This is a genomic window from uncultured Xanthomarina sp., assembly GCF_963971605.1.
Lineage (GTDB): Bacteria > Bacteroidota > Bacteroidia > Flavobacteriales > Flavobacteriaceae > Xanthomarina > Xanthomarina gelatinilytica.
Map to the genome: position 1 here is coordinate 23589 of NZ_CAXATZ010000015.1, position 22187 is coordinate 45775.

Annotated in this window: 22 protein-coding genes and 1 other RNA gene; 14 read left to right on the plus strand and 9 right to left on the minus strand. The window is 34.8% G+C overall.

Annotated features, from left to right (window positions below; translation table 11 throughout):
- Positions 1–27: 27 nt before the first annotated feature.
- Complete coding sequence (locus AACY93_RS07445) at positions 28–1716, minus strand: M23 family metallopeptidase (RefSeq protein WP_286852536.1); 1689 nt, start codon at positions 1714–1716, stop codon at positions 28–30.
- 174 nt (positions 1717–1890) lie between these two features.
- On the opposite strand from AACY93_RS07445, the gene AACY93_RS07450 reads away from it, so the two are divergent.
- From AACY93_RS07450 to rny, 4 genes are all read left to right on the plus strand, one after another.
- Complete coding sequence (locus AACY93_RS07450) at positions 1891–2181, plus strand: hypothetical protein (RefSeq protein ID WP_007651589.1); 291 nt, start codon at positions 1891–1893, stop codon at positions 2179–2181.
- Between the two features lie 18 nt (positions 2182–2199).
- Positions 2200–2493 (plus strand): cell division protein ZapA, encoded by a 294-nt coding sequence (locus tag AACY93_RS07455; protein ID WP_007651590.1) that lies wholly within the window; start codon positions 2200–2202, stop codon positions 2491–2493.
- Positions 2494–2545: 52 nt separating this feature from the next.
- Positions 2546–2691, plus strand: a non-coding RNA gene (gene ssrS / locus AACY93_RS07460) — 6S RNA.
- 51 nt (positions 2692–2742) lie between these two features.
- Positions 2743–4317 carry a ribonuclease Y gene (rny, locus tag AACY93_RS07465; protein ID WP_007651591.1) on the plus strand — a complete coding sequence of 525 codons (1575 nt, stop codon included), beginning with the start codon at positions 2743–2745 and terminating at the stop codon, positions 4315–4317.
- Between the two features lie 90 nt (positions 4318–4407).
- On the opposite strand, the gene AACY93_RS07470 is transcribed toward rny, so the two are convergent.
- A complete protein-coding gene (locus AACY93_RS07470; RefSeq protein WP_286852537.1) occupies positions 4408–5577 on the minus strand; it encodes an ATP-binding protein in 1170 nt (389 codons plus the stop codon).
- A 115-nt stretch (positions 5578–5692) separates the two neighbouring features.
- On the minus strand, positions 5693–6589 hold the full coding sequence (xerD, locus tag AACY93_RS07475) for a site-specific tyrosine recombinase XerD (RefSeq protein WP_286852538.1): 897 nt from the start codon (positions 6587–6589) through the stop codon (positions 5693–5695).
- 218 nt (positions 6590–6807) lie between these two features.
- Between xerD and AACY93_RS07480 the strand changes: the two genes are divergently transcribed.
- The 4 genes from AACY93_RS07480 (at position 6808) to aroQ (ending at position 9491) form a co-directional block, all read left to right on the plus strand.
- Positions 6808–7344, plus strand: a complete 537-nt coding sequence (locus AACY93_RS07480; RefSeq protein WP_007651597.1) for an outer membrane beta-barrel protein — start codon at positions 6808–6810, stop codon at positions 7342–7344.
- 164 nt (positions 7345–7508) lie between these two features.
- On the plus strand, positions 7509–8168 hold the full coding sequence (locus AACY93_RS07485; RefSeq protein ID WP_286852539.1) for a porin family protein: 660 nt from the start codon (positions 7509–7511) through the stop codon (positions 8166–8168).
- 159 nt (positions 8169–8327) lie between these two features.
- Positions 8328–8966: a porin family protein gene (locus tag AACY93_RS07490; protein WP_286852540.1), complete on the plus strand. Its 639-nt coding sequence runs from the start codon at positions 8328–8330 to the stop codon at positions 8964–8966.
- A 99-nt stretch (positions 8967–9065) separates the two neighbouring features.
- A complete protein-coding gene (aroQ, locus tag AACY93_RS07495; RefSeq protein ID WP_286852541.1) occupies positions 9066–9491 on the plus strand; it encodes a type II 3-dehydroquinate dehydratase in 426 nt (141 codons plus the stop codon).
- A gap of 149 nt (positions 9492–9640) precedes the next feature.
- Here aroQ and lpdA read toward each other — a convergent pair whose 3' ends face one another.
- Positions 9641–11017, minus strand: coding sequence for a dihydrolipoyl dehydrogenase (lpdA, locus tag AACY93_RS07500; RefSeq protein ID WP_286852542.1), 1377 nt, complete (start codon positions 11015–11017; stop codon positions 9641–9643).
- A gap of 126 nt (positions 11018–11143) precedes the next feature.
- Positions 11144–11620, minus strand: coding sequence for a peptide-methionine (R)-S-oxide reductase MsrB (gene msrB, locus AACY93_RS07505; RefSeq protein WP_286852543.1), 477 nt, complete (start codon positions 11618–11620; stop codon positions 11144–11146).
- Between the two features lie 158 nt (positions 11621–11778).
- Here msrB and AACY93_RS07510 point away from each other — a divergent pair, with 158 nt between their 5' ends.
- The 3 genes from AACY93_RS07510 to AACY93_RS07520 all read left to right on the plus strand — a co-directional run bounded on the left by AACY93_RS07510 (position 11779) and on the right by AACY93_RS07520 (position 14473).
- Positions 11779–12609 (plus strand): M48 family metallopeptidase, encoded by an 831-nt coding sequence (locus tag AACY93_RS07510; protein ID WP_286852544.1) that lies wholly within the window; start codon positions 11779–11781, stop codon positions 12607–12609.
- A 76-nt stretch (positions 12610–12685) separates the two neighbouring features.
- A complete protein-coding gene (locus AACY93_RS07515) occupies positions 12686–13984 on the plus strand; it encodes an MFS transporter (RefSeq protein WP_287006581.1) in 1299 nt (432 codons plus the stop codon).
- Positions 13985–14059: 75 nt separating this feature from the next.
- Entirely contained in the window at positions 14060–14473 is a 414-nt protein-coding gene (locus AACY93_RS07520; RefSeq protein WP_287006579.1) for a hypothetical protein, read from the plus strand.
- Between the two features lie 62 nt (positions 14474–14535).
- Here the strand turns inward: AACY93_RS07520 and AACY93_RS07525 are convergent, their stop codons facing one another.
- Genes AACY93_RS07525 through AACY93_RS07540 form a run of 4 tightly spaced genes read right to left on the minus strand, consistent with a single transcriptional unit; the run spans position 14536 to position 17485 of the window.
- Entirely contained in the window at positions 14536–15246 is a 711-nt protein-coding gene (locus tag AACY93_RS07525; protein WP_287006578.1) for a head GIN domain-containing protein, read from the minus strand.
- Between the two features lie 23 nt (positions 15247–15269).
- Positions 15270–16367, minus strand: coding sequence for a hypothetical protein (locus AACY93_RS07530; RefSeq protein ID WP_287006576.1), 1098 nt, complete (start codon positions 16365–16367; stop codon positions 15270–15272).
- On the minus strand, positions 16345–16911 hold the full coding sequence (locus tag AACY93_RS07535; protein ID WP_286852548.1) for a hypothetical protein: 567 nt from the start codon (positions 16909–16911) through the stop codon (positions 16345–16347). Before AACY93_RS07535 ends, AACY93_RS07530 begins: the two co-directional genes overlap by 23 nt.
- 10 nt (positions 16912–16921) lie before the next feature.
- Positions 16922–17485 carry a sigma-70 family RNA polymerase sigma factor gene (locus AACY93_RS07540; RefSeq protein WP_287006574.1) on the minus strand — a complete coding sequence of 188 codons (564 nt, stop codon included), beginning with the start codon at positions 17483–17485 and terminating at the stop codon, positions 16922–16924.
- 295 nt (positions 17486–17780) lie between these two features.
- Here AACY93_RS07540 and lon point away from each other — a divergent pair, with 295 nt between their 5' ends.
- The 3 genes from lon (at position 17781) to cmk (ending at position 22122) form a co-directional block, all read left to right on the plus strand.
- Positions 17781–20231, plus strand: a complete 2451-nt coding sequence (lon, locus tag AACY93_RS07545; protein ID WP_287006572.1) for an endopeptidase La — start codon at positions 17781–17783, stop codon at positions 20229–20231.
- Positions 20232–20349: 118 nt separating this feature from the next.
- On the plus strand, positions 20350–21369 hold the full coding sequence (gene porQ, locus AACY93_RS07550) for a type IX secretion system protein PorQ (protein WP_040492566.1): 1020 nt from the start codon (positions 20350–20352) through the stop codon (positions 21367–21369).
- A gap of 69 nt (positions 21370–21438) precedes the next feature.
- Positions 21439–22122 (plus strand): (d)CMP kinase, encoded by a 684-nt coding sequence (cmk, locus tag AACY93_RS07555; protein ID WP_007651632.1) that lies wholly within the window; start codon positions 21439–21441, stop codon positions 22120–22122.
- The last annotated feature ends 65 nt before the right edge of the window (positions 22123–22187 follow it).

Sequence of the window (22187 nt, forward strand, 5' to 3'; positions counted from 1 at the left end):
AGTTTTTATTTTCAAAAGCTTCATTATTTATTTTCTGTAAAACGTAGTTTCAAAAGTAGAATTATTTCCAACATTATCGGTAACAATCACTTTTAAATTATTTTTTGTTTCGGTAATTATACCATCATTAAAATCGTAGGTCAATGTTTTGGTTTTGTAATCGTACTCCATTAAAATCCATTTTCCATTAACGGTTGCGCGATAATTTGAAATGCCGGAACCTTCATCATCAATCTTCACTTTAAGATAACGGTATTTACTAAGCCATTGTCCATCTTTAAAATTTATGGGCCTAATGGTTGGTTCTATAGTGTCTGCTACCAAGGCGTAGGTTCCTAAATCGTCTGTTATGGTGTACATCAGGTTTTTTTCTTTTGTCGTGTTGGAATACCAAGGATGTTGTTTATAACCAACCAATCTGGCAATGTAAAGTTTATGGGCATCAGCTGAATCGTAATGACTAATATCGTATGTAATTTTAAAATGTTTTTTAACAGGAATGGTATCGTCATGTAATTTAATGGTATCGTTTGACACTGAAAAGTCCATATAAAAATCATCATAAAACGTCTCTGGATAAAATTCAACCGAAATGTGGTTGTATAATAGCTCGTTGGTTTTGTCTGCATGAATATAATAAGACGATACAAAAGAATCCTTCACTTTAAAGTCTTGTTCTTTTTTACCTTCAATATTAATGGTGAGCCAAGAAGTGTTGTTTTTAAAATCCTTTACTGCCACTTTGTAGACCGAAGAGGTACTGTCTTCAACCCTAATAAAACCATAATTATCAGAGTCTTTATAAATACTTAAGGGGTTATTGGGTTCTATAAAGAGTTTTTGGAGTCTTTCTTTTTTTGTTTTATAATGTCCATAATCTATAAACCGGTTTAAATGTCTGGTTTCGTCAAAAGAAAATCGTTTAAAATCGATGTCTATTTTTTTATTGCCATTAAAAAAAGCTTGAATGTTGTACACGCCATTGTTGTTGTATGCCAAATCCTGTCTGTCAGTAGATTCTATGGCAAAGCCAATTTTTCCATAAGCCTGAATGTTCTCAACTGTATAATCGCCATTAGGAAGGGATAAAAGCCTTAGTTTTTGTTTTTCGTTTGATTTGTTTACATACGAATGCTTGTCCATGGGATAAGCATAAACCTCTTTAATAACAGGTAAGGTAGTGTCTTTAACATCAAACCCAAAAAGCAATGGATTGATAGGTCTTTCTTGATTGTCCCTAATTTCAAAATGTAAATGTGGACCACCAGATCCTCCTGTGTTACCACTATAGGCAATAACTTCACCTTTTTCTACAATAAGCTCTTCGGTATTAGGGAACACTTCAATTTCAAACGATTCTTTTTCATATTGCAACTTCTTGATATAAGCTTCAATTTCAGGGGAAAACTTTTGCAAATGCGCATATACAGTGGTATACCCATTAGGATGGGTTATGTAAAGGGCCTTTCCGTAGCCATAATGGGAGATTTTAATTCGGCTTATATACCCACTTGCAGAGGCATACACCTTTAAACCTTCTCTTTGTTGCGTTTTAATGTCCAAACCGGAATGGAAGTGGTTGGAACGCAATTCTGCAAAAGAGCCAGACAAGACCAAGGTAACATCCAAAGGATTCCCAAAATAGTCTTTTGGGTAATAATCTTGGGCTAGGCCAAAGGCACAAACAAAAAGAAAAAAGGGTAAGGTGAATCTCATAAATTAAGTAATTCTTGCTAAAATATTAATTTGAACGAAATCTACAAAAGATATATTGTACGCTATTTTGCAATAATATCAAGCAATTACAACATTTTGCAAATTTTATGTAAAAACAATTGTAATTTATAGGAAGGTATCTTAACTTTGTCTGATAAGTATTGCATATTGCACATGAGTAAAATTGAAGAAATTGTTGATGCTCTTGAAGTAAAAGTAGGGAAAGTTTTACAGCAATTGGAAACCGTAAAACAAGCCAACTTAAAACTGGAAAAAGAGTTGCAAGCTTCTAAACAACATGCCATGGAACAACAAGAATTGATTGTTTCTTGGGAAGAAAAATACGAAGCACTCAAGATTGCAAATACAATGCTAGGTAGTGACGAAAACAAAAGAGAGACAAAGCTTAAAATAAACACATTAATTCGGGAGATTGATCATTGTATTGCGCAATTGTCCGAATAAATGTAACATCAAAAATCAATGTCAGATAAGCTTAAAATAAAGCTATCCATAGCTAACAGAGTGTATCCTTTAACCATTGTGCCTAGCCAGGAAGAAGGATTGCGTAAGGCAGCTAAGAACATTGAAACGATGATCAATCAATTTGAGCAAAGTTATTCTGTAAGGGATAAGCAAGATGTTTTGGCCATGTGTGCTTTGCAATTTGCATCTCAAGTGGAACAAAAATCAATAGATAAAGAAAATGTAAGTGAACATGTGGAAGAGAAGCTCACGGCTTTGAACAAAATGTTACAATTACATTTGGACTCTTAACGTTCTTTAAAATAAATTAAGGTTACTGCCTACATTAGTTATTATTTGGAAAACTCAACATTAATTCTTTAAAAAGGGTGAGTTTGAACGGTAAAAGCGGGCTGCTAGTACTGTGTGTGCTGAACTTGTTTCAGTCTCGCAGTATCTCGAGCAGATACTTGATCCGTTTGTTAGCCCTAAACTTGTTTTAAGGAGTTTATTACAAAACAAACTAGTGTAGGCTTTTTTTATATATATAAATAAACTAACATGGACAACTCAATTATATTGATTATAGGTGGTGTTTTGCTAGGAATCATAGTGGGATTCATTATAGCAAAGGCATTAGAGAGAAACAATGCTTCCAAACTTATAAAAAGTGCTAAAAAATCGGCAGCAGCTATTATTAAAGAAGCCAATAGCGAAGGTGAAAGCATTAAAAAGGATAAAATTCTTCAGGCAAAAGAAAAATTCATAGAATTAAAATCAGAGCATGAAAAAGTAATCAATGCTCGTGACAAAAAAATGGCAGAAGCTGAGAAGCGTACTAGAGACAAAGAGTCTCAGGTTTCCAGTGAATTGTCTAAAAATCTCAAACTCAATCAAAGTTTAGAGGACAAAATAAAGGATTACAACCATAGAGTTGATATTCTCGAGAAAAAACAGGAAGAAATCGATAGGCTTCATAAAAGCCAGATAGAACAGTTGGAGGTTATTTCCAGTTTATCTGCAGAAGAAGCCAAGGCACAACTTGTTGAATCCTTAAAAGGAGAGGCCAAGAGCGATGCCATGGCTTATGTTCAAAGCACTTTGGAAGAAGCAAAACTAACGGCTCAACAAGAAGCCAAAAAAGTAATTATCAATACCATTCAGCGTATAGGAACCGAAGAAGCAGTAGATAACTGTGTGTCTGTTTTTAATATAGAATCGGACGATGTTAAAGGACGCATCATTGGTAGAGAAGGAAGAAACATTCGAGCCATTGAAGCTGCTACTGGAGTGGAAATTATTGTAGACGACACACCAGAAGCCATTATTCTATCCTGTTTCGATTCCGTAAGACGAGAGATTGCTAGACTTTCTCTTCATAAATTAGTAACCGATGGTAGAATACATCCTGCTAGAATAGAGGAGGTAGTAAAAAAGACAACCAAACAAATAGAGCAAGAAATTATTGAAGTAGGAAAACGAACCATAATAGACTTAGGGATTCACAACCTACATCCAGAACTTATTAAAGTGGTTGGTAGAATGAAATATCGTTCGTCTTACGGACAAAATTTGCTGCAACACTCCAGGGAAGTTGCCAAACTTTGTGGTGTGATGGCTGCAGAGCTAGGTTTAAATCCTAAATTGGCCAAACGTGCAGGATTGTTACATGATATTGGTAAAGTGCCAGATGCAGAAGCAGATATGGAAACACCACATGCTATTCTTGGAATGCAATGGGCTGAAAAATATGGTGAAAAAGAAGATGTTTGCAATGCCATTGGAGCACATCATGATGAAATTGAAATGACCTCTCTTTTGTCTCCAATTGTTCAGGTTTGTGATGCTATTTCCGGAGCAAGACCAGGAGCAAGACGCCAAGTATTGGATAGTTACATTCAACGTTTAAAAGACCTTGAGGATATTGCCTTTGGTTTTGGAGGTGTTAAAAAAGCCTATGCCATTCAAGCAGGAAGGGAGTTAAGGGTTATTGTGGAAAGCGAAAAAGTTTCAGATCAAAATGCAGCAGATTTATCCTTTAACATTTCACAGAAAATACAAACAGATATGACCTATCCTGGACAGGTTAAAGTAACTGTAATTAGGGAAACCAGAGCTGTGAATATCGCTAAATAACCTACAGCGTTTATTTGCAAAGGGAATATCTGCAAATCATTAAATAACATAGCTTGGGTAAACACCCAAGCTTTTTTTATAAGTTTTTTTTTAAACGTTTGTAATTTCAACTACAGCAGTTTTTTTATTGGGTATGCTAATGGTAAAGGTGGTGCCAACATTAACTTCACTTTCCACCTCAATGTTGCCACCGTAAGCTTCTATTTGGTTTTTTATTAAGTACAGTCCAATACCTTCGGCATCTTGGTTTTTATGGAATGTTTTGTACAATCCAAAAATGGAGTTTCCATACTTGTCCAGATCTATTCCAATGCCATTGTCACTAATGGCAATTTTAATGGTTTCAGAATCAAACATGCTGTCAACGGTAATTTTGGGATGTCTGTCTGGATGTTTGTATTTTATGGCATTGGTTAAGAGGTTTTGAATGATGCTTTCTATATAGGACTTATTGTAATGTATAAATAATTTAGGGTCTATATTGTTTTGTACTTCGGCATGGTTGTCATTAATAACCACTTTAAGCATCTTTAAAATACGATCGGTTTCTTGTGCCAAATATATTTTTTCAATCTTGGCAGTTCTGTTGTTTTGTACAGATACAATTTCTTTTAAATTGGCAATGGTTTTACTAAGGGATTCTGAAAGAATTTGGAGGTATTTTATGGTGTCTTCTTTTTCAAATTCTGATTCTGCCTCATTGTAAAAATCCAATAGACTTTCAAAATTGGCAGCATGTTGTTTTAGGTTGTGGGTTACTATATGGGCAAAATTTTTAAGTTGATTGTTTTGTTTGGTAACAATGTTTAAGGTGTTTGCCAGTTTTCTTTCGTTTTCAACATGTTTGGTAATATCTACATGTGTGCCTAAAAAACGTATTGGATTGTTGTTGGAGTCTCTTTCTACAACTTTTCCTTTATCTAGAATCCATTTATAGGAGCCATCCTTGCATTCCACTCGATGCACATTCATGTATAAGGGCTTCAAACCATTAATGTGGTCTTGATAATCCTGAAAATATTTGTTTCTGTCTTCTGGGTGCACACGATTGTTCCAATCGTTTAGGTTAGCTCCAAAATTGGCATCGTTTTCAAAACCGATAATCCGTTTTGAAGCTTCGGAAAAATAAACTTTATTCTCTGTGGCGTTAAATTCCCAGACACCTACGTTGGTAATCTCTACTGCAAGTTGCCACTTGCGTTTTTCCCCAAACCCATTGGGGTAATCATTTAGTGGTCTGTTTGAGTTCGTGAAATCCATATTGTCTAGATTAAATTTTATTGTAAAAAATTTAGTTAATATGGGAGAATCGATTTAAAACTGTGCTATTACCTACTAAATATAATTAATAATCAGTAATTTAGAAAATAAAAAGCTATTTTCTGGGATGAAATGTTTGAAGCACGCTTTTTAAATGGCTTTTGTCCACATGTACATAAATTTCGGTAGTGGTAATGCTTTCGTGTCCCAACATAAGCTGTATGGTCCTTAAATCGGCACCATTTTCCAACAAATGTGTGGCAAAAGAATGTCTGAAGGTATGTGGGGAAATGGTTTTGTCTAGATTGATTTTAACTGCCAATTGCTTGATGATGGTAAAGATCATGGCTCTGGTAAGCTGTTTTCCCCTTCTGTTTAAAAACAAGGTGTCTTCGTGTCCTTTTTGAATAGAGAGGTGGTTTCTTACTTCGTTTTTATAACAGGTAATATATTTTTGAGCAGACTGAACAATAGGCACAAAGCGTTGTTTATCGCCTTTTCCAGTAACTTTTATAAAACCTTCATCAAAAAACAAATCCGAAATTTTCAGATTGGTAAGTTCGCTTACACGTAAACCACAACTGTAAAGGGTTTCAAGCATGGCACGATTGCGTTCGCCTTCAGCTTTGCTTAAATCAATGGCAGCTATCAAGCGATTGATATCATCCAAAGAAAGCGTATCTGGTAGTTTCCTGCCTATTTTAGGGGATTCTATCAATTCTAAAGGATTATCCACTCTATAATCCTCAAAAATGAGATAATTAAAAAAACTGCGCAAGCCTGAAATCATCCTGGACTGGGTCCTTACATTTACAGTTTTTGCAAGCTCATAAATATATTGTTGGATGGTTTCTTTTGAAATGTTCAAGGGAGATACACTTATATGCTTGTCCTCCAAAAAGCCAATAAGCTTCTCCACATCCAATCCATAACTGGTTATGGAGTTGTTGGATAGCCCTCTTTCTATTTTTAGATAAAGTTTATAGTCTTTTAAAGCGTGTTCCCATTTCATCATCACAAAAATAAATCAAAAAGTATCCAAATAAAGGTTTTAAGGGTTGAATAAGGTTTGGACGATTTCATTTTGTTAATAACTTATTTATGTAAAATACTGTAATCCAATACAATAATATTTATTGTTAAATAAATTGTTAATAAAAAAACAGTTTTTATTTATTAATAAAAAAAAATGGTTATTTTGTTTAATCAATTACAAAAACTTAAAAAATTATGAAGAAATTATTTTTATTGACATTTTTAACAGTATTAAGTTTTACTGCTGTAAAAGCCCAAGAGGGGTTTAATTTAGGAGCTTTTATTGGATTGCCTGTGGCAGATGGAAGTGACTATGCTACTTTTTCTGCAGGTCTGGATGTAAATTATCTTTTTGGAATAAACGAAAAATTTAGTGTAGGTCCAGCAACAGGCTATAGCCATTCTTTTGGTGACACTTACTACGGTTTAGACTACGATGATACCCAATTTATACCTATTGCAGGAGCAGGTCGTTTTAATATTAACGAGATGTTTACTGTAGGTTTGGATTTAGGGTATGCCGTTGGTATTAATGATGGCAACGATGGAGGGTTTTATTACCGACCAATGTTTGGATACAACATCAACGATAAAATTCAGGTAAATGCATCTTATAGAGGAGTGAGATCTAGTTATGATAGCGGATATTATGATGGTTATTATTATTACAACAGAAGTGTTGATTGGAATTTTGGAATTTTAAGTGTAGGAGCCTCTTTTAATTTAAATTAAAAAAAACTTTTATTTTTCTTTTCATTAATAAAACCCGAAGCAAATCGCTTCGGGTTTTATTATTAAGTAAGGTGAGGAAGAACAATCTTACAATTTTTTGTTAAAAATTTAAGAAAATTGATTACATTTGCCACCATAAAACAATTAAAAACCTTAAATTTATTATGAAAAAAATTTTACTTATCGCTGCTGTAGCAGTATTTGGTATCTCTAATGTAAACGCACAGGAAGTGAGTTTTGGTCCTAAAGCGGGTGTGAACTTTGCAAATTTAAATGGAGACATTGAGGATAATGACATGAGAGTAGGATTTCACATTGGTGGAGCTGTAGAATTAATGTTCAATGAAAAAATGGGACTTCAAGCTGAGTTATTGTATTCATTACAAGGAACCAAAGATTCTTATTCTTCAACAGAGACAATTGGAGGTGTAACTTATACCGAAGAAGAAGAAGCTAAATTAAATTTAAGCTATATCAACATTCCTGTATCTTTTAAATATTACATTGCTAATGGGTTTAATGTTGAAGCAGGACCTCAAGTTGGTATTTTGGCATCTGCTAAATCTAAATACGATTATACAGAACGAGTTCAAGGTGGTGGTTATGATGAAACATACTCTGAATCAGGTGATGAAGATGTAAAAGACTATTTTAAATCTGTTGATTTTGGAATGAACTTTGGTTTAGGCTACAAAATGGACAATGGTTTAAACTTTGGCGCTCGTTATAACTTAGGTTTAATGAATATAAATGATACTGCAAATTCTGATGATTACAAAATTAGTAATGGTGTAATTCAAGTATCTGTAGGTTTCATGTTTTAAAAAACAAACTATAGTATATAAAGAAACCGAAGCAATCTTGCTTCGGTTTTTTGTTTTTAAACAACATTTTTAGCGTTATTATTTTTTTTGAATAAGTTAAACAGGCTTCTAAAATTGGGGCATTTTTGTAGGGAACTTAAACAATAAAAATATATAACAATGAAAAAATTAATTTTAATTACAGGATTATTTATTTTTAGTGCTACTTTATTGCATGCGCAAGCAGACTCCAAAGCTATTCAATTAGGTGTTAAAGGAGGTGTAAACTCCACTAAAATTACAGGAGACGATATAGACGATGTGAAATCAAGAACCAGTTTTAATGTTGGTTTATTGGCCGAAATCCCTATTACAGAAAGATTCTCATTACAACCAGAGGTTATGTACTCTGGACAAGGGTTTGATGTAAAGGAAATAGACCAGGATAACATCTTCGATACAAATGAGAACATAGAATATCAACTTGACTATATTCAGGTGCCAGTATTGCTTAAAGCGTATCTGGTTAAAGGGTTGAGTATAGAAGCTGGACCTCAATTTGGATTTAAGATCCATGAAGAATTGGATTTTCAGCCAAATAACGATGGAGGCGATATTGAAATTAACGAAGACGACTCTTATGTTAAGGATTTTGATACAGGCTTGGTTCTTGGAGCAGCCTATAAATTCGACAATGGGTTTTTTGTTAATGGACGTTACAACATGGGGTTAACCAATATTTTTGAAGATAATACCATTTTTGAAAATGTAGATGCTAAAAATGCAGTTTGGCAATTTGGTGTTGGCTTCATGTTTTAATCCAACCCTTATAAAAAACCAAAAACCGAAGTTTCAGCACTTCGGTTTTTTTATGGGTTAATTTTTGATACCTTTACTAAAACAAGAAAGCATTTACAGATGAAAAAAATCATCATTATCAATGGTCCCAATTTAAACCTATTGGGAAAACGAGAGCCACAAATTTATGGCAACCTCAGTTTTAATGAATTTTTTGAAACCATAAAGGCAAAATACCCTCAAGTTATCTTAGAACACTTTCAATCCAACATTGAAGGGGAACTTATTGATAAGCTTCACGAAGTTGGTTTTTCATATTATGGGATTATTTTAAATGCAGCAGCTTATACGCATACGTCTGTTGGAATAGGAGATGCTGTGGCAGCCATAGAAACAGCTGTGGTGGAAGTGCATATCTCCAACACGTTTAAGCGCGAGGATTTTAGGCATCACTCTTATGTGGCACCTTATGCCAAAGGAATTATTGTTGGTTTTGGATTGCAAAGTTATGAATTGGCTTTGCAGAGTTTTTTAAATCCTCTATAATGTTTCTTAAAATTTAGTGATACTGTCTTAAATTTTACTGTCTATAAAAAAAGCACGATTCAAAATTTTGAATCGTGCTTTAATTTAAATATCTAAACATATCACTCTGGATAAGCTAAGGCTCTTCCTTTGAGAAGGTTAGTAGGGATTTATAAATGTATCACCTCACCATAAGCATCTGCAACGGCTTCCATAACAGCTTCACTCATGGTAGGATGTGGATGTACGGCTTTTAAAACTTCATGGCCAGTGGTTTCAAGTTTTCTACCTAGAACGGCTTCAGCAATCATGTCTGTTACGCCAGCTCCAATCATATGGCAACCTAACCATTCACCATATTTGGCATCGAAAATCACTTTTACAAAACCATCTTTTGTTCCAGCAGCACTTGCTTTACCTGAGGCAGAGAAAGGGAATTTGCCCACTTTAATGTCGTAACCTTTATCTTTGGCTTGTTTTTCGGTTAATCCAACACTTGCAATTTCTGGCGAAGCGTAGGTACAACCTGGAATGTTTCCATAATCTAAAGCTTCCACATGCATACCAGCAATTTTTTCAACACATAGAATGCCTTCAGCAGAAGCTACGTGAGCCAATGCTTGTCCTGGAGTGACATCTCCAATGGCATAATAACCAGGAATGTTTGTTTGGTAATAGTTGTTCACTAAAATTTTATCTCTATCCACAGCAATACCAACATCTTCTAAACCTATGTTTTCAATATTGGTTTTAATTCCCACAGCAGATAATATAATATCGGCTTCAAGGACTTCTTCTCCTTTAGAAGTTTTAACCGTGGCTTTTACGCCTTTTCCAGAAGTGTCAACTTTGGTAACTTCAGAAGAAGTCATGATTTTTATGCCACTTTTCTTGAAAGAACGTTCTAATTGTTTGGAAACATCTTCGTCTTCCACAGGAACGATATTTGGTAAGAATTCAACAATGGTTACATCTGTTCCCATGGAATTGTAAAAGTATGCAAATTCAACGCCTATGGCACCAGATCCAACCACAATCATTTTTTTAGGTTGTTTGTCCAGTGTCATGGCTTCTCTATAACCAATTACTTTTTTACCATCTTGTGGTAAGCTTGGTAATTCCCTGGAACGAGCTCCAGTAGCTATAATGATGTGGTCTGCACTGTATTCTTTTCCGTTTACTTCAACTTTTTTTCCAGGTTTTAATGTTCCAAACCCTTCAATGACATCGATCTTGTTCTTTTTCATTAAAAACTGAACACCTTTGCTCATTCCTTCAGCAACACCACGACTACGTTTTACAACAGCATTAAAGTCTTTATCAAACTCTTTTACAGAAAGCCCATAGTCGCTGGCATGCTTTAAATATTCAAACACTTGGGCAGATTTTAAGAGCGCTTTGGTAGGGATACAACCCCAATTTAAACATACACCACCAAGGCTTTCTTTTTCAACAACAGCAGTTTTAAAACCTAGCTGGGACGCTCTAATAGCAGTTACGTAGCCACCAGGACCACTTCCAAGAACAATAATATCGTATTTACTCATTGTATAATTTTTAGTCGTTTTTTGAAGCTACGAAGGTACAAAAAGTATCTAACAAATTACAAGTTCTAAATTCTGGATTCCAAGTTTTTGGTTTAAGATTCGAGATTTAAAGTTTAAGGTTTAAAATTATGGGTTGGGAATAAAATTCAATGCCACACCATTTATACAGTGTCTTTTTCCAGTGGTCTTTTTAGGACCATCGTTAAATACATGTCCCAAATGCCCTCCACAAGTGGCACAATGCTCTTCAATTCCGGTAAAACCATTCCCTTCCTTGGAGAAAGCAACATTTCCAGGGATTTCCCTGTCAAAACTTGGCCATCCAGTTCCGGAGTCGAATTTATGTTCACTTTTAAACAAAGGAGTTTTGCAGGCAGCGCAAACATAGGTTCCAGCATCTTTCGTATAGTTTAACGGACTGGAAAAAGCGCGTTCTGTACCACCTTCCCTTAACACATAATATGCCTTAGCACTTAGTTCCTGTTTCCATTGGGTATTGGTTTTTGAGATTTTAAATGTATCCTTATTTGAGTTTTTTTTGTTTTCTTGACTCATACAGCTTTGCAAGGTCAAGACCAGCAAGCAGCTTAATAAAATTTTCATATGGGTTAAATTTATTAGTGTTTGTAACACCTTTTGTCGACAAAACTTATTTAACTTTACATACAGAAGCATAAATTATGGTTAAAAAACAAAATGTGTTCCTCTAAAAAAATAAGGAATGATTTTTGTAATTTTAACTCCTGAAAAAATATTTTAAAATGAAGTTTAAAAAAATAATAAGTGTGTTTGTTTTACTTTTGGTAGTAATGGCTTGTTCCACCAATCCCTTTACCGGAAAACAAACCATGGCCTTAGTGCCGAATTCCCAATTATTCCCAACAGCATTCCAGCAATACAACCAAGTGCTTAGCGAAAGCAAAGTTGTTACGGGAACAGCACAATCTGAAATGATAAAAAGGGTAGGACAGCGTATATCTGTAGCTGCTGAACGTTGGTTAAACGCCAATGGCTATCAAGGGTATTTAAAAGACTACAAATGGGAATACAATTTAATTGACGATAAAACAGTTAATGCTTGGTGTATGCCAGGAGGTAAGATTGTATTTTACACAGGAATCCTTCCCATAGCACAAAGTGAAACAGGTGTGGCAGCCATAATGGGACACGAAGTTGCTCACGCGCTTGCCAATCATGGACAACAGCGTATGAGCGCAGATTATATTCAACAAGGCGTGGCATTGGCTGGTAATATCGCTATTCAAAATGATAACGATAGAGCTGCTTTTAATCAGTATTATGGTATTGGTTCTCAAGTTGGCGTGATGCTTCCTTTTAGTAGAAGTCATGAAGCTGAAGCCGATAAAATAGGATTGATTTTAATGGCCTTGGCTGGTTATAATCCTAGTGAGGCTGCCGAATTATGGAAGCGCATGGAAGCCAATAATGGGGGCAATGCGCCACCTGAAATACTCAGCACGCATCCATCCAATGCTTCAAGAATACAAAACATCCAGTCTTTGGTTCCAATGGCTGAATCTGAAGCAAAAAAGTTTGGTGTCACCTCATTTAAACCAATAACTAAATTTTAAAAGTGATGTTTTAAAATATTTACTTATTTTCGAAGCTGTTCTAAATTTGAACAGCTTTTTTTATTAAAAAACATGTATGGCAAAACTAGAAAAAGGAAGTAAAAAATTGCTAAATGCTTGGGCATTTTACGATTGGGCAAATTCTGTGTATACTTTAACCATTGCTTCTTCAATTTTCCCCATATTTTATTCTGCTTTATTTGCAAGCAACATTAAACATGTTAACGCTTTTGGTTTTGAATTTAAAAGTACAGCTTTAATAACCTTTGTAACCGCTTTTACCTTTTTGATAGTTTCGGTGATGTCGCCTTTATTGTCTGGAATAGCAGATTATGTTGGGAATAAAAAGAGTTTCATGAAATTTTTCTGTTATGTTGGTGGATTGGGCTGTATTGGATTGTATTGGTTTAGCTTGGACCATATTTACATAAGTTTGTTGTTTTATTTTATGGGATTGATTGGCTATTGGGGAAGTTTGGTGTTTTATAATTCATATTTGCCAGATATTGCTTTTCCAGAGCAACAAGACAGGATCAGTGCCAGAGGTTTTTCTTTAGGATATGTAGGTAGCGTTATTTTACTTATTATAAATTTAGCCATGGTTATGAGCCAAGAAACTGGAGAGGCTAAAATGGAAATGATGCGCTGGTCCTTTGTGATGGTTGGTGTTTGGTGGATTTTATTCAGTCAATATACGTTTTACATTTTGCCTAAAGGCGTTTTAAATGGCGAAAAAGTAACTAGAAATGTGGTTCTTAACGGATTTAGGGAATTACGTCAGGTTTGGCATCAATTAAAGCAAAACTTGAGGTTAAAGCGCTATCTAGCTGCATTTTTTGTATTTAGCATGGCAGTTCAAACCATTATGTTGGTGGCTGTTTATTTTGGGGAAGAAGAAATTTCTTGGGCAGATAACAGCGAGAAAACCATGGGTTTGATTGTGAGTATTTTGGTGATTCAAATAGTAGCTATTTTGGGAGCTGTTTTAACCTCTAGGGCATCAGAAAAATTTGGTAATATCAAAACATTGATAAGCGTAAATGTTATCTGGATGACGATGTGTTTTGCAGCTTATTTTGTAGTTACTCCAATACAGTTTTATATTACGGCTGGTGTGGTTGGCTTGGTTATGGGAGGCATTCAAGCTTTGGCCAGATCCACTTATTCTAAATTTTTACCGGAAACAGACGATTCAACTTCCTTCTTTAGTTTTTATGATGTTGCTGAAAAAATAGGTATCGTTATTGGAATGGTTATTTTTGCCAGCATCGATCAAATTACTGGAAGCATGCGAAATGCCATCGTGTTTTTGTTTGTGTTCTTTCTAATTGGGATTATTTTGCTATTTCGCGTACCTAAAACAAACCCAAACTAATTTTTATAAAAAAAGCTTATGTTTACAAAAATTATATTAAAACCTATTATGAAAAATTTAAAATTAGCCCCTTATTTGCTTCTTGCTTTATTAATGTTTACTGTTTCTTCATGTGATAATGAGCCTTTGGAAGGTGATTTTAATAATACCACAAATAATGGAAATGGTACTAACATAGAACTATCTTCTTTATTTGACAAATGGTGGTATGATTCTGAAGATTTTACTGCTGATATTTATTTTCACTCTAATGGCATGTATGAGCAAAAAGTTATGCTTCTAGGAAACGAAGTTATATCAACTGGTGATTGGATTTGGGTTAACGAAAGTGAACGTGTAATGAAAATCGAAGATTTAGGAGGTTCAGGACAAGTAGCTACTGATATCTGGTTCAGATTTAGTGATGTTCAAGAATCGTCCTTTAACATAGAACAATCTCAAAATGGCACTAGTTATTCCGTACCAAGACTGTATTTGGATACAGAATAGTTTTCATTTATATAAAAAAAAGCCACTCAGATAGAGTGGCCTTTATTATTGTGGTTGAAACCTTAATCTTTACTTATACTCCCAGAGCCAGCCACTTTGGTATCCTCTTTTTCAGGGTTTCCAGTGTATTCAATATCGCCAGAACCTGTAACTCGTGCCTTTAGATATTTATTGCTAATTACATTGGCATTTCCTGAACCTGTAACGGAAACCTCTGTATAGTCTGAAGTCACACTCGATGCGTTTAAGTCTCCAGATCCTGTTAACGTGGCTTCCAGGTTATTTGTGCTCCCTTTTAATTTTATATCGCCAGATCCTGTTAAATCGCATTTTAAGGTGTCGGTTTTTAAAATTAAAGTAACATCACCAGAACCAGCTAAGGATACTTTTAAATCCGTTGTAATTATAATGTCTTTACACCATAAATCTCCGGATCCAGACAAAGACACTTCATCAATATCTTGAAAAGGAATGGTAATTTTTATGCTTTTATTGGGCGACGGTTTTAAATTAACACGATCTTTGGTTTTTACAATGAGCTTGTTGTCTTTTACTTCGGTTATAATATAATCCAAAAGATTGGCTTCTCCTTCAATTTTAATGGCACCTTCCGTACCTTTTATCAATTCAAAATCCATAAACCCAGAACAGGAGATAGCGTTATAATCTGCTGTGGTTCTTGTTATGCTTGTCACGTTTCCGTTGCCTTTCACTTTTTGTGCGAAACTAAAAGAGGAAATAAGTACTGTTATTATAAGAATGATTTTTTTCATAATGTTTTTTGATGATTTATCGGTTAGTTTTTGTAAAAAGACACGCTTCCGTAGTCTGATTCTATTTTTACCATGTTTCCGGAGTTTGGCGAACCATAATATCCAGTATAATAATTTCCTCCAGATTCTTCATGTTTTTTATTGAACTCAAACCCACTGTCATTTAAGGAGGCATATTCCAAATCAATATCGAAATTAAAATGATAATTGGCTGCATGTCCAATTTTAATGCCAGTATAATCAGATTCTATGTTCACATTTCCTGCTTGTTCTGTCATGTTATCAATTTTAATGGAGCCATAATCGGCTTCAAGATTTACGTTTTTATAAACATCCCCAATAACAACGGTTAAATAATCGCCATTTCCCACAATATTATTGGCTCTATTTATTTTAATGGAACCGTAATCGCATTCATAATTTATATTTTCAACAGTTTCTAAAATGGAGGAGGTGTAATCGGCATTTAAAAGTATGTTTTTTGCTTTTGCAATGGTAAAACCACTGTAATCGGCATTTATTTCAGCACTGTTTATGTATTCAAAATAACAGTTAGAGGTGTAATCAAAATTAATTTTGTTATTGGATGCCATAAGCTCTTTGGTGGTTATTTTGCCATAATCGCAATTAATAATGGCTCGTCCTTCAAGTTTTCCCAAGTTAATGTTTCCATAATCATTGCTTAAATCCACAGCATTTGTAATAGGCATTTTAACCACATAATTAATGCTCATGTTTACATTATTGTTACTGTTCCAGTTCCACCAGGAATTGGACCTGGTTTTATTGAATATGGTTTTTGCAGAAACCAAACTGTTTGTGGCATTAAATTCTACTGTAATGTCGTCCAGTTTACGCTGTACTTTTTCTTCGTCGTTTCCTTTGGTGGTTATGGTTACCACAATTTCAATTCTGTTTTCGTTCCAGGTTACTATATCTAGGTTTCCATAGCTATTATCGATTTTTAAAGTGGCGTTTGCCGACACGTTAAAAGATTTTTTAATGATTTTTTCCTTGGTGTGTTTTTCCTTTGAAATCCCGTTTGTTTCTGTAGCTGCATAACCACAGAAAGACATAGTTAAAAGAAGCAGGATGATGCTATATGTTTGAATTGCTTTCATTGTTAAAGTTATTTAGTTGTTTTATGTTTTCTATGTGTTTTAAGGTGTTTTGTAAAATATCTATTCGGTTTTGAAAGTTTTTTATCATGGCAAAAATTACACGATTGTCATCGCCACTTTTGGTCAGGTCTATTTTTAGGTTTTCATAATCCATTTCCAGTTTTTTAATTTGAATTAACGCATCGTTAATAATCATTTTGGTTTCTGGATTCGATTGGTTTTCCAGTTTTTTTAACTCTTCAGAAATGGTACTTGCAAAAAAACGTTGGGTTTCTTTCATTTCTGGAGAAACATTGGCCAAATCTCTTACCTTGTTTTGCGAACCATTTGCTATTACCAAAGTCATAATTAAAACCAGAGTGGCAGCAATTCCCGCCAATGGCTTCCAAAACCATGATTTTTTTGTGGCTGTAACACTTGACATAGTATCTGCTTGGTTGTTTAGCTTGGTTAAAAACCGTTTGGTATGTCCAGAATTTGGTTCTTCAATGTCAAATTCATCTTTTAAATCATCAAACAGTTTGTTTAAATTATCTGTATTCATAGCTTTTTTTTTATGGCGTTGCTAGAGGTTGTAATTTTTGTCTTAAACTTTCTTTAGCTCTAGATATGGTGGTTCTACAATTAGCATAGCTAATATTTAAAATGGTCCCAATCTCCTCATAGTCGTAACCTTCAATTAAATGCAATGTGAGTGTAATCCTGTAGCTTTCCTTTAAAGTGTTCAAGGTGTCCAGAACTTGTTTTGCCCTTAAATTTGTAAACTCATAATCGATGGAAATCTCTGGATCCTCACTTTCAATTTTATATTTCACATCATCAAAAGAAGTGCTTTCAAATTTGCTGTTCTTTTTTAAATGGTGCATGCTGTTATTAATAACAATGCGTTTTAACCAGGCTCCAAACGTAGCAGTGTCCTTTAAGCTTTCAAGTTTTGTAAAAGCCAGTAAAAAAGCCTCTTGCATAATGTCTTCAGCTTCAAAACGATCTTTTGCAATTCTGTATGCTACATTAAACATGGCTTTGTGATATCTGTTGTTAATTTCCAATTGCGCCAATTGGTTTCCAGACTTGCAAAGCGATATAAGCTCTTCTATATGTTGATGGGTTAGACTCAATTAAAACGGTTTGTTACTTTAAAGATGATGTTAAAGATAGTTTGTTACAGTTTGCTTAAAAAATATTTTAATTTTTTTAAAACCTATAAGTTTGTATATTATTTTCAAACACCATCCTAAGTTTTTTGATGCTTTATAAAGTATGGCATATTAATTGAACTTTTATTGGCGATTAATTCCTTGTTATTTGTTAAGCTATGAATAATCAAGGTTTTAGAATGTGATGCTTAACCCATTAAAATGATAATCATTTTGAAATTAATATAATTAATGACAGAATGACTTAATAACATATATGAAGAAAAGAGATTTATTTAGCCTTGACAGTTTGTCATTTCAGGATTTTGATGAAAATTCAGAATTAATACCTTTAATGACACCTGAAGATGAAGAAGAAATATCAAACGAAAAATTACCGGAAACCTTACCTATTTTATCGTTAAGGAATACAGTTTTATTTCCTGGAGTGGTGATTCCTATTACTGCTGGAAGGGATAAATCCATTAAGTTGATTGACGATGCCAATAAAGGCAGTAAGGTGATAGGTGTGGTGGCTCAAAAAGACGAAGCCGTTGAAGATCCTACTGCAGCAGATATTCACGAAACAGGTACTGTTGCAAGAATATTACGTGTTTTAAAAATGCCAGATGGCAATACAACCGTAATTATTCAAGGAAAGAAAAGGTTTCAAGTAGCAGAGGTTATTACCGAAAAACCTTATATAAATGCTACCATTCGCGAAGTTCCAGAGGCCAGACCAAGTAAAAACAACAAGGAATTTGATGCCATTATAGAGTCCATAAAGGATTTGGCCCTACAAATTATCAAAGACAGTCCAAACATTCCTAGTGAAGCGTCCTTTGCCATTAAAAACATAGAAAGCAATTCGTTTTTAATAAACTTTGTGTCTTCCAACATGAATTTAACAGTAAACGAAAAGCAGTCCTTATTAGAGATCAACGATCTTAAGGAAAGAGCTTTGGCAACGTTAAAATTCATGAATGTCGAGTTTCAAAAATTGGAACTAAAAAACGATATCCAGTTAAAGGTTCAAAGTGATATGAGCCAACAACAGCGTGAGTATTTTCTTCATCAACAAATGAAAACCATTCAAGAAGAATTGGGTGGCGTGAGTTATGATGAAGAGCTTGAAGAAATGAAAACGCGAGCAAAATCCAAAAAATGGGACGAAAAGGTTGAAGAACATTTCAATAAGGAAATAGCGAAGCTTCAACGTATGAACCCTCAGGTTGCTGAATATTCCATTCAACGAAATTATTTGGACTTGTTTTTGGATTTGCCTTGGAACGAGTTTAGTAAAGATAAATTCGATTTAAAGCGTGCCAAACGCATATTGGATCGCGACCATTATGGACTGGACGACGTTAAAAAACGTATTTTGGAATATCTGGCTGTCATTAAATTGAGAAACGACATGAAATCGCCAATTCTATGTCTTTATGGACCTCCAGGAGTTGGTAAAACCTCTTTGGGGAAATCCATTGCCGAAGCTTTAGGAAGGGAATATGTACGAATTTCATTGGGTGGATTGCGTGATGAAGCTGAAATAAGAGGTCATAGAAAAACCTATATAGGAGCCATGCCTGGTCGCATCATTCAAAGCCTTAAAAAAGCTGGCACTTCCAATCCCGTTTTTGTGTTAGACGAAATAGACAAGCTGTCCAGCTCGCATCAAGGAGATCCATCTTCTGCTATGTTGGAGGTTTTAGACCCAGAACAAAATAATGAATTTTACGATAACTTCCTGGAAATGGGCTACGATCTGTCTAAAGTCATGTTTATTGCCACATCTAACAGTTTGTCAACCATTCAACCTGCTTTGTTGGATAGAATGGAGATTATAAACGTAACAGGTTATACCATTGAAGAGAAAGTGGAAATAGCCAAACGTCATTTATTGCCAAAACAATTAAAAGAACATGGATTAACCGATAAGGATTTGAAAATAGGAAAACCTCAGTTGGAAAAAATTGTAGAAGGTTATACTAGGGAGTCCGGGGTTCGTGGTTTGGAAAAACAATTGGCAAAAATGGTTCGGTATGCTGCTAAAAATATAGCCATGGAAGAAGCCTATAATATAAAAATCTCAAATCAGGATATTTTAGACATTCTTGGAGGCCCAAAACTTGAGCGTGATAAATATGAAAACAACAATGTGGCAGGAGTGGTTACCGGCTTGGCTTGGACAAGGGTAGGAGGAGATATTTTATTTATTGAATCGATTCTCTCTAAAGGTAAAGGCAATTTAACCATAACAGGTAACTTAGGAACCGTTATGAAAGAGTCTGCAACCATTGCCATGGAGTTTATAAAATCCAATGCCAAGGAACTGGATTTAGATCCAGATATTTTTGAAAAATACAACGTACACATCCACGTGCCAGAAGGTGCCACACCTAAAGATGGTCCAAGTGCAGGTGTAACCATGTTAACTTCACTGGTGTCTCTATTTACCCAAAGGAAAGTAAAGAAAAGTCTTGCTATGACTGGCGAAATTACATTAAGGGGCAAAGTGCTTCCGGTAGGTGGCATTAAAGAAAAAATCTTGGCTGCCAAACGTGCTAGAATTAAAGAGATATTGCTATGCGAAGACAATAGAAGGGATATTGAAGAAATTAAACCAGAATATTTAAAAGGCTTGACCTTCCATTATGTAACAGACATGAGCGATGTTATTAAAATCGCGATAACTAATCAAAAAGTTGCAAATGCCAAGAAACTCTAAGCGAGTTAACTTAAAAAAGAAACAAAACCTCGAAATTATATTCGAGGTTTTTTTTATCATTTAAAAATAATTTATACTTGCAGCCGTTTTAAGATAGATTTAGTTACTTTGCACCTGTATGATTAAGAGATTTACGGTAGTTTTTATAATGCTTCTCAGCACTTTGGTTTCGGCTCAGGTTGGTGGTGAAACTACGTATCAATTTCTTAATTTGGTCTCTTCGCCAAGACAAGCTGCCCTAGGGGGAAAGGTCTTTACCAATGTGGATTACGATGTTACCCAAGCCCTTACCAATCCAGCAACCATTAATCCGGAAATGGATAACCAATTGGCTTTAAATTACACCAGTTACTTGGGAGGCATAAATTATGGCACTGCAGCTTATGCCTATACTTGGGACAGACGTACACAAACTTTACATGTAGGTGTAAATTATATTAACTATGGAAGTTTTGATGGATATGACGAAGTTGGTAACGCTACAGGTTCCTTTACAGGAAACGAAGCAGCTCTTTCTTTTGGCTACGCAGCTCAATTGGGATATTCAAATTTTTATTTAGGAGGTAACCTTAAATTAATCACATCCAAATTGGAACAATACTCTTCTTTTGGTGCAGCTATAGATGCTGGACTTATTTACATAAACGAAGATATTGAGTTTCAGGCAACCTTAGTGGTTAGAAATGCTGGAATGCAAATTACAACTTATGCTGGTCTAAACGAGCCTTTGCCATTGGAAATTGCTTTTGGAATGTCTCAAACCTTGGAACATGTGCCTCTACGTTGGCATTTAACGTTTGAAAACTTACAGAAATGGCCTATTACTGTTTCAAATCCAGCTAGGGCAGAAACCGATTTAGAAGGGAATCAAACCCAAGAGAAGTCGGGTTTTTTTAAAAACGTATTGAATCATACCATTATTGGAGCTGAAATTTTTCCCGAAGGGATCTTTAACATCAGGTTGGGTTATAATTTTAGAAGAGGTAGTGAGCTTAAAATCGTAGATCAACGAAATTTTTCTGGAATTTCGGCAGGTTTTGGATTAAAACTCAACAGAATGCGTTTTAGTTTTACCCATGCCAGATATACCAGTGCGGCCAACGCCAACTTTTTTGGCTTACAACTGGATTTACGATAATAAAATGATATTTTTATTGCCTTAATTAAGCAATTTATTGGATACCCATTTTTCACGTAAAACACATACATGAATAAAATTACCATTGCCATAGACGGATTTTCATCAACAGGTAAAAGTACTGTTGCCAAACAATTAGCCAATCATTTGGGATATATTTATGTGGATTCTGGAGCCATGTATCGTGCAGTCACTTGGTATGCCATGCAACATCATTTTATAAGCAACACCTATTTTCACGTTCAGGATTTAATAGCACATTTAGATCAAATAGACATCACTTTTACATTTAACCCGAATTTGGGCTATGCCGAAGTGTACTTAAACGGCAAGAATGTTGAAAAACAAATTAGGACCTTGGAAGTTTCAGGTTTTGTTAGTCAGGTAGCCGAAATATCAGAAGTCAGGGAATTATTGGTTAAGCAGCAACAAAAAATGGGCGAAAGCAAAGGTATTGTAATGGATGGTCGTGATATAGGAACCGTTGTGTTCCCTAATGCCGAACTTAAGATATTTATGACAGCCTCACCTGAAACCAGAGCAAACAGACGATATCAAGAGTTGCTTTCAAAAGGGGAGCAGGTATCTTATAACGAGGTGCTCCACAATGTTCAGGAACGCGATTACATAGACTCCAACAGAAAGGATTCCCCACTAGTAAAGGCAAAAGATGCCATAGAAATAGACAATTCCAACCTAAGTTTAGAAGAGCAATTCAACAAAATCCTTCAACTTGTTGAGACCAAGTTATAAAGCAAACAGTAAGCTCTTAATTTTAAGAAAAATACATTAGGATATTTTATCAAAAATCATTAATT

Coding starts and splice junctions, on each gene's coding strand:
- AACY93_RS07445 (WP_286852536.1), bottom strand. CDS start 1,716: ATGAGATTCACCTTACCCTTTTTTCTTTTTGTTTGTGCCTTTGGCCTA.
- AACY93_RS07450 (WP_007651589.1), top strand. CDS start 1,891: ATGAGTAAAATTGAAGAAATTGTTGATGCTCTTGAAGTAAAAGTAGGG.
- AACY93_RS07455 (WP_007651590.1), top strand. CDS start 2,200: ATGTCAGATAAGCTTAAAATAAAGCTATCCATAGCTAACAGAGTGTAT.
- rny (WP_007651591.1), top strand. CDS start 2,743: ATGGACAACTCAATTATATTGATTATAGGTGGTGTTTTGCTAGGAATC.
- AACY93_RS07470 (WP_286852537.1), bottom strand. CDS start 5,577: ATGGATTTCACGAACTCAAACAGACCACTAAATGATTACCCCAATGGG.
- xerD (WP_286852538.1), bottom strand. CDS start 6,589: ATGAAATGGGAACACGCTTTAAAAGACTATAAACTTTATCTAAAAATA.
- AACY93_RS07480 (WP_007651597.1), top strand. CDS start 6,808: ATGAAGAAATTATTTTTATTGACATTTTTAACAGTATTAAGTTTTACT.
- AACY93_RS07485 (WP_286852539.1), top strand. CDS start 7,509: ATGAAAAAAATTTTACTTATCGCTGCTGTAGCAGTATTTGGTATCTCT.
- AACY93_RS07490 (WP_286852540.1), top strand. CDS start 8,328: ATGAAAAAATTAATTTTAATTACAGGATTATTTATTTTTAGTGCTACT.
- aroQ (WP_286852541.1), top strand. CDS start 9,066: ATGAAAAAAATCATCATTATCAATGGTCCCAATTTAAACCTATTGGGA.
- lpdA (WP_286852542.1), bottom strand. CDS start 11,017: ATGAGTAAATACGATATTATTGTTCTTGGAAGTGGTCCTGGTGGCTAC.
- msrB (WP_286852543.1), bottom strand. CDS start 11,620: ATGAAAATTTTATTAAGCTGCTTGCTGGTCTTGACCTTGCAAAGCTGT.
- AACY93_RS07510 (WP_286852544.1), top strand. CDS start 11,779: ATGAAGTTTAAAAAAATAATAAGTGTGTTTGTTTTACTTTTGGTAGTA.
- AACY93_RS07515 (WP_287006581.1), top strand. CDS start 12,686: ATGGCAAAACTAGAAAAAGGAAGTAAAAAATTGCTAAATGCTTGGGCA.
- AACY93_RS07525 (WP_287006578.1), bottom strand. CDS start 15,246: ATGAAAAAAATCATTCTTATAATAACAGTACTTATTTCCTCTTTTAGT.
- AACY93_RS07530 (WP_287006576.1), bottom strand. CDS start 16,367: ATGAAAGCAATTCAAACATATAGCATCATCCTGCTTCTTTTAACTATG.
- AACY93_RS07535 (WP_286852548.1), bottom strand. CDS start 16,911: ATGAATACAGATAATTTAAACAAACTGTTTGATGATTTAAAAGATGAA.
- lon (WP_287006572.1), top strand. CDS start 17,781: ATGAAGAAAAGAGATTTATTTAGCCTTGACAGTTTGTCATTTCAGGAT.
- porQ (WP_040492566.1), top strand. CDS start 20,350: ATGATTAAGAGATTTACGGTAGTTTTTATAATGCTTCTCAGCACTTTG.
- cmk (WP_007651632.1), top strand. CDS start 21,439: ATGAATAAAATTACCATTGCCATAGACGGATTTTCATCAACAGGTAAA.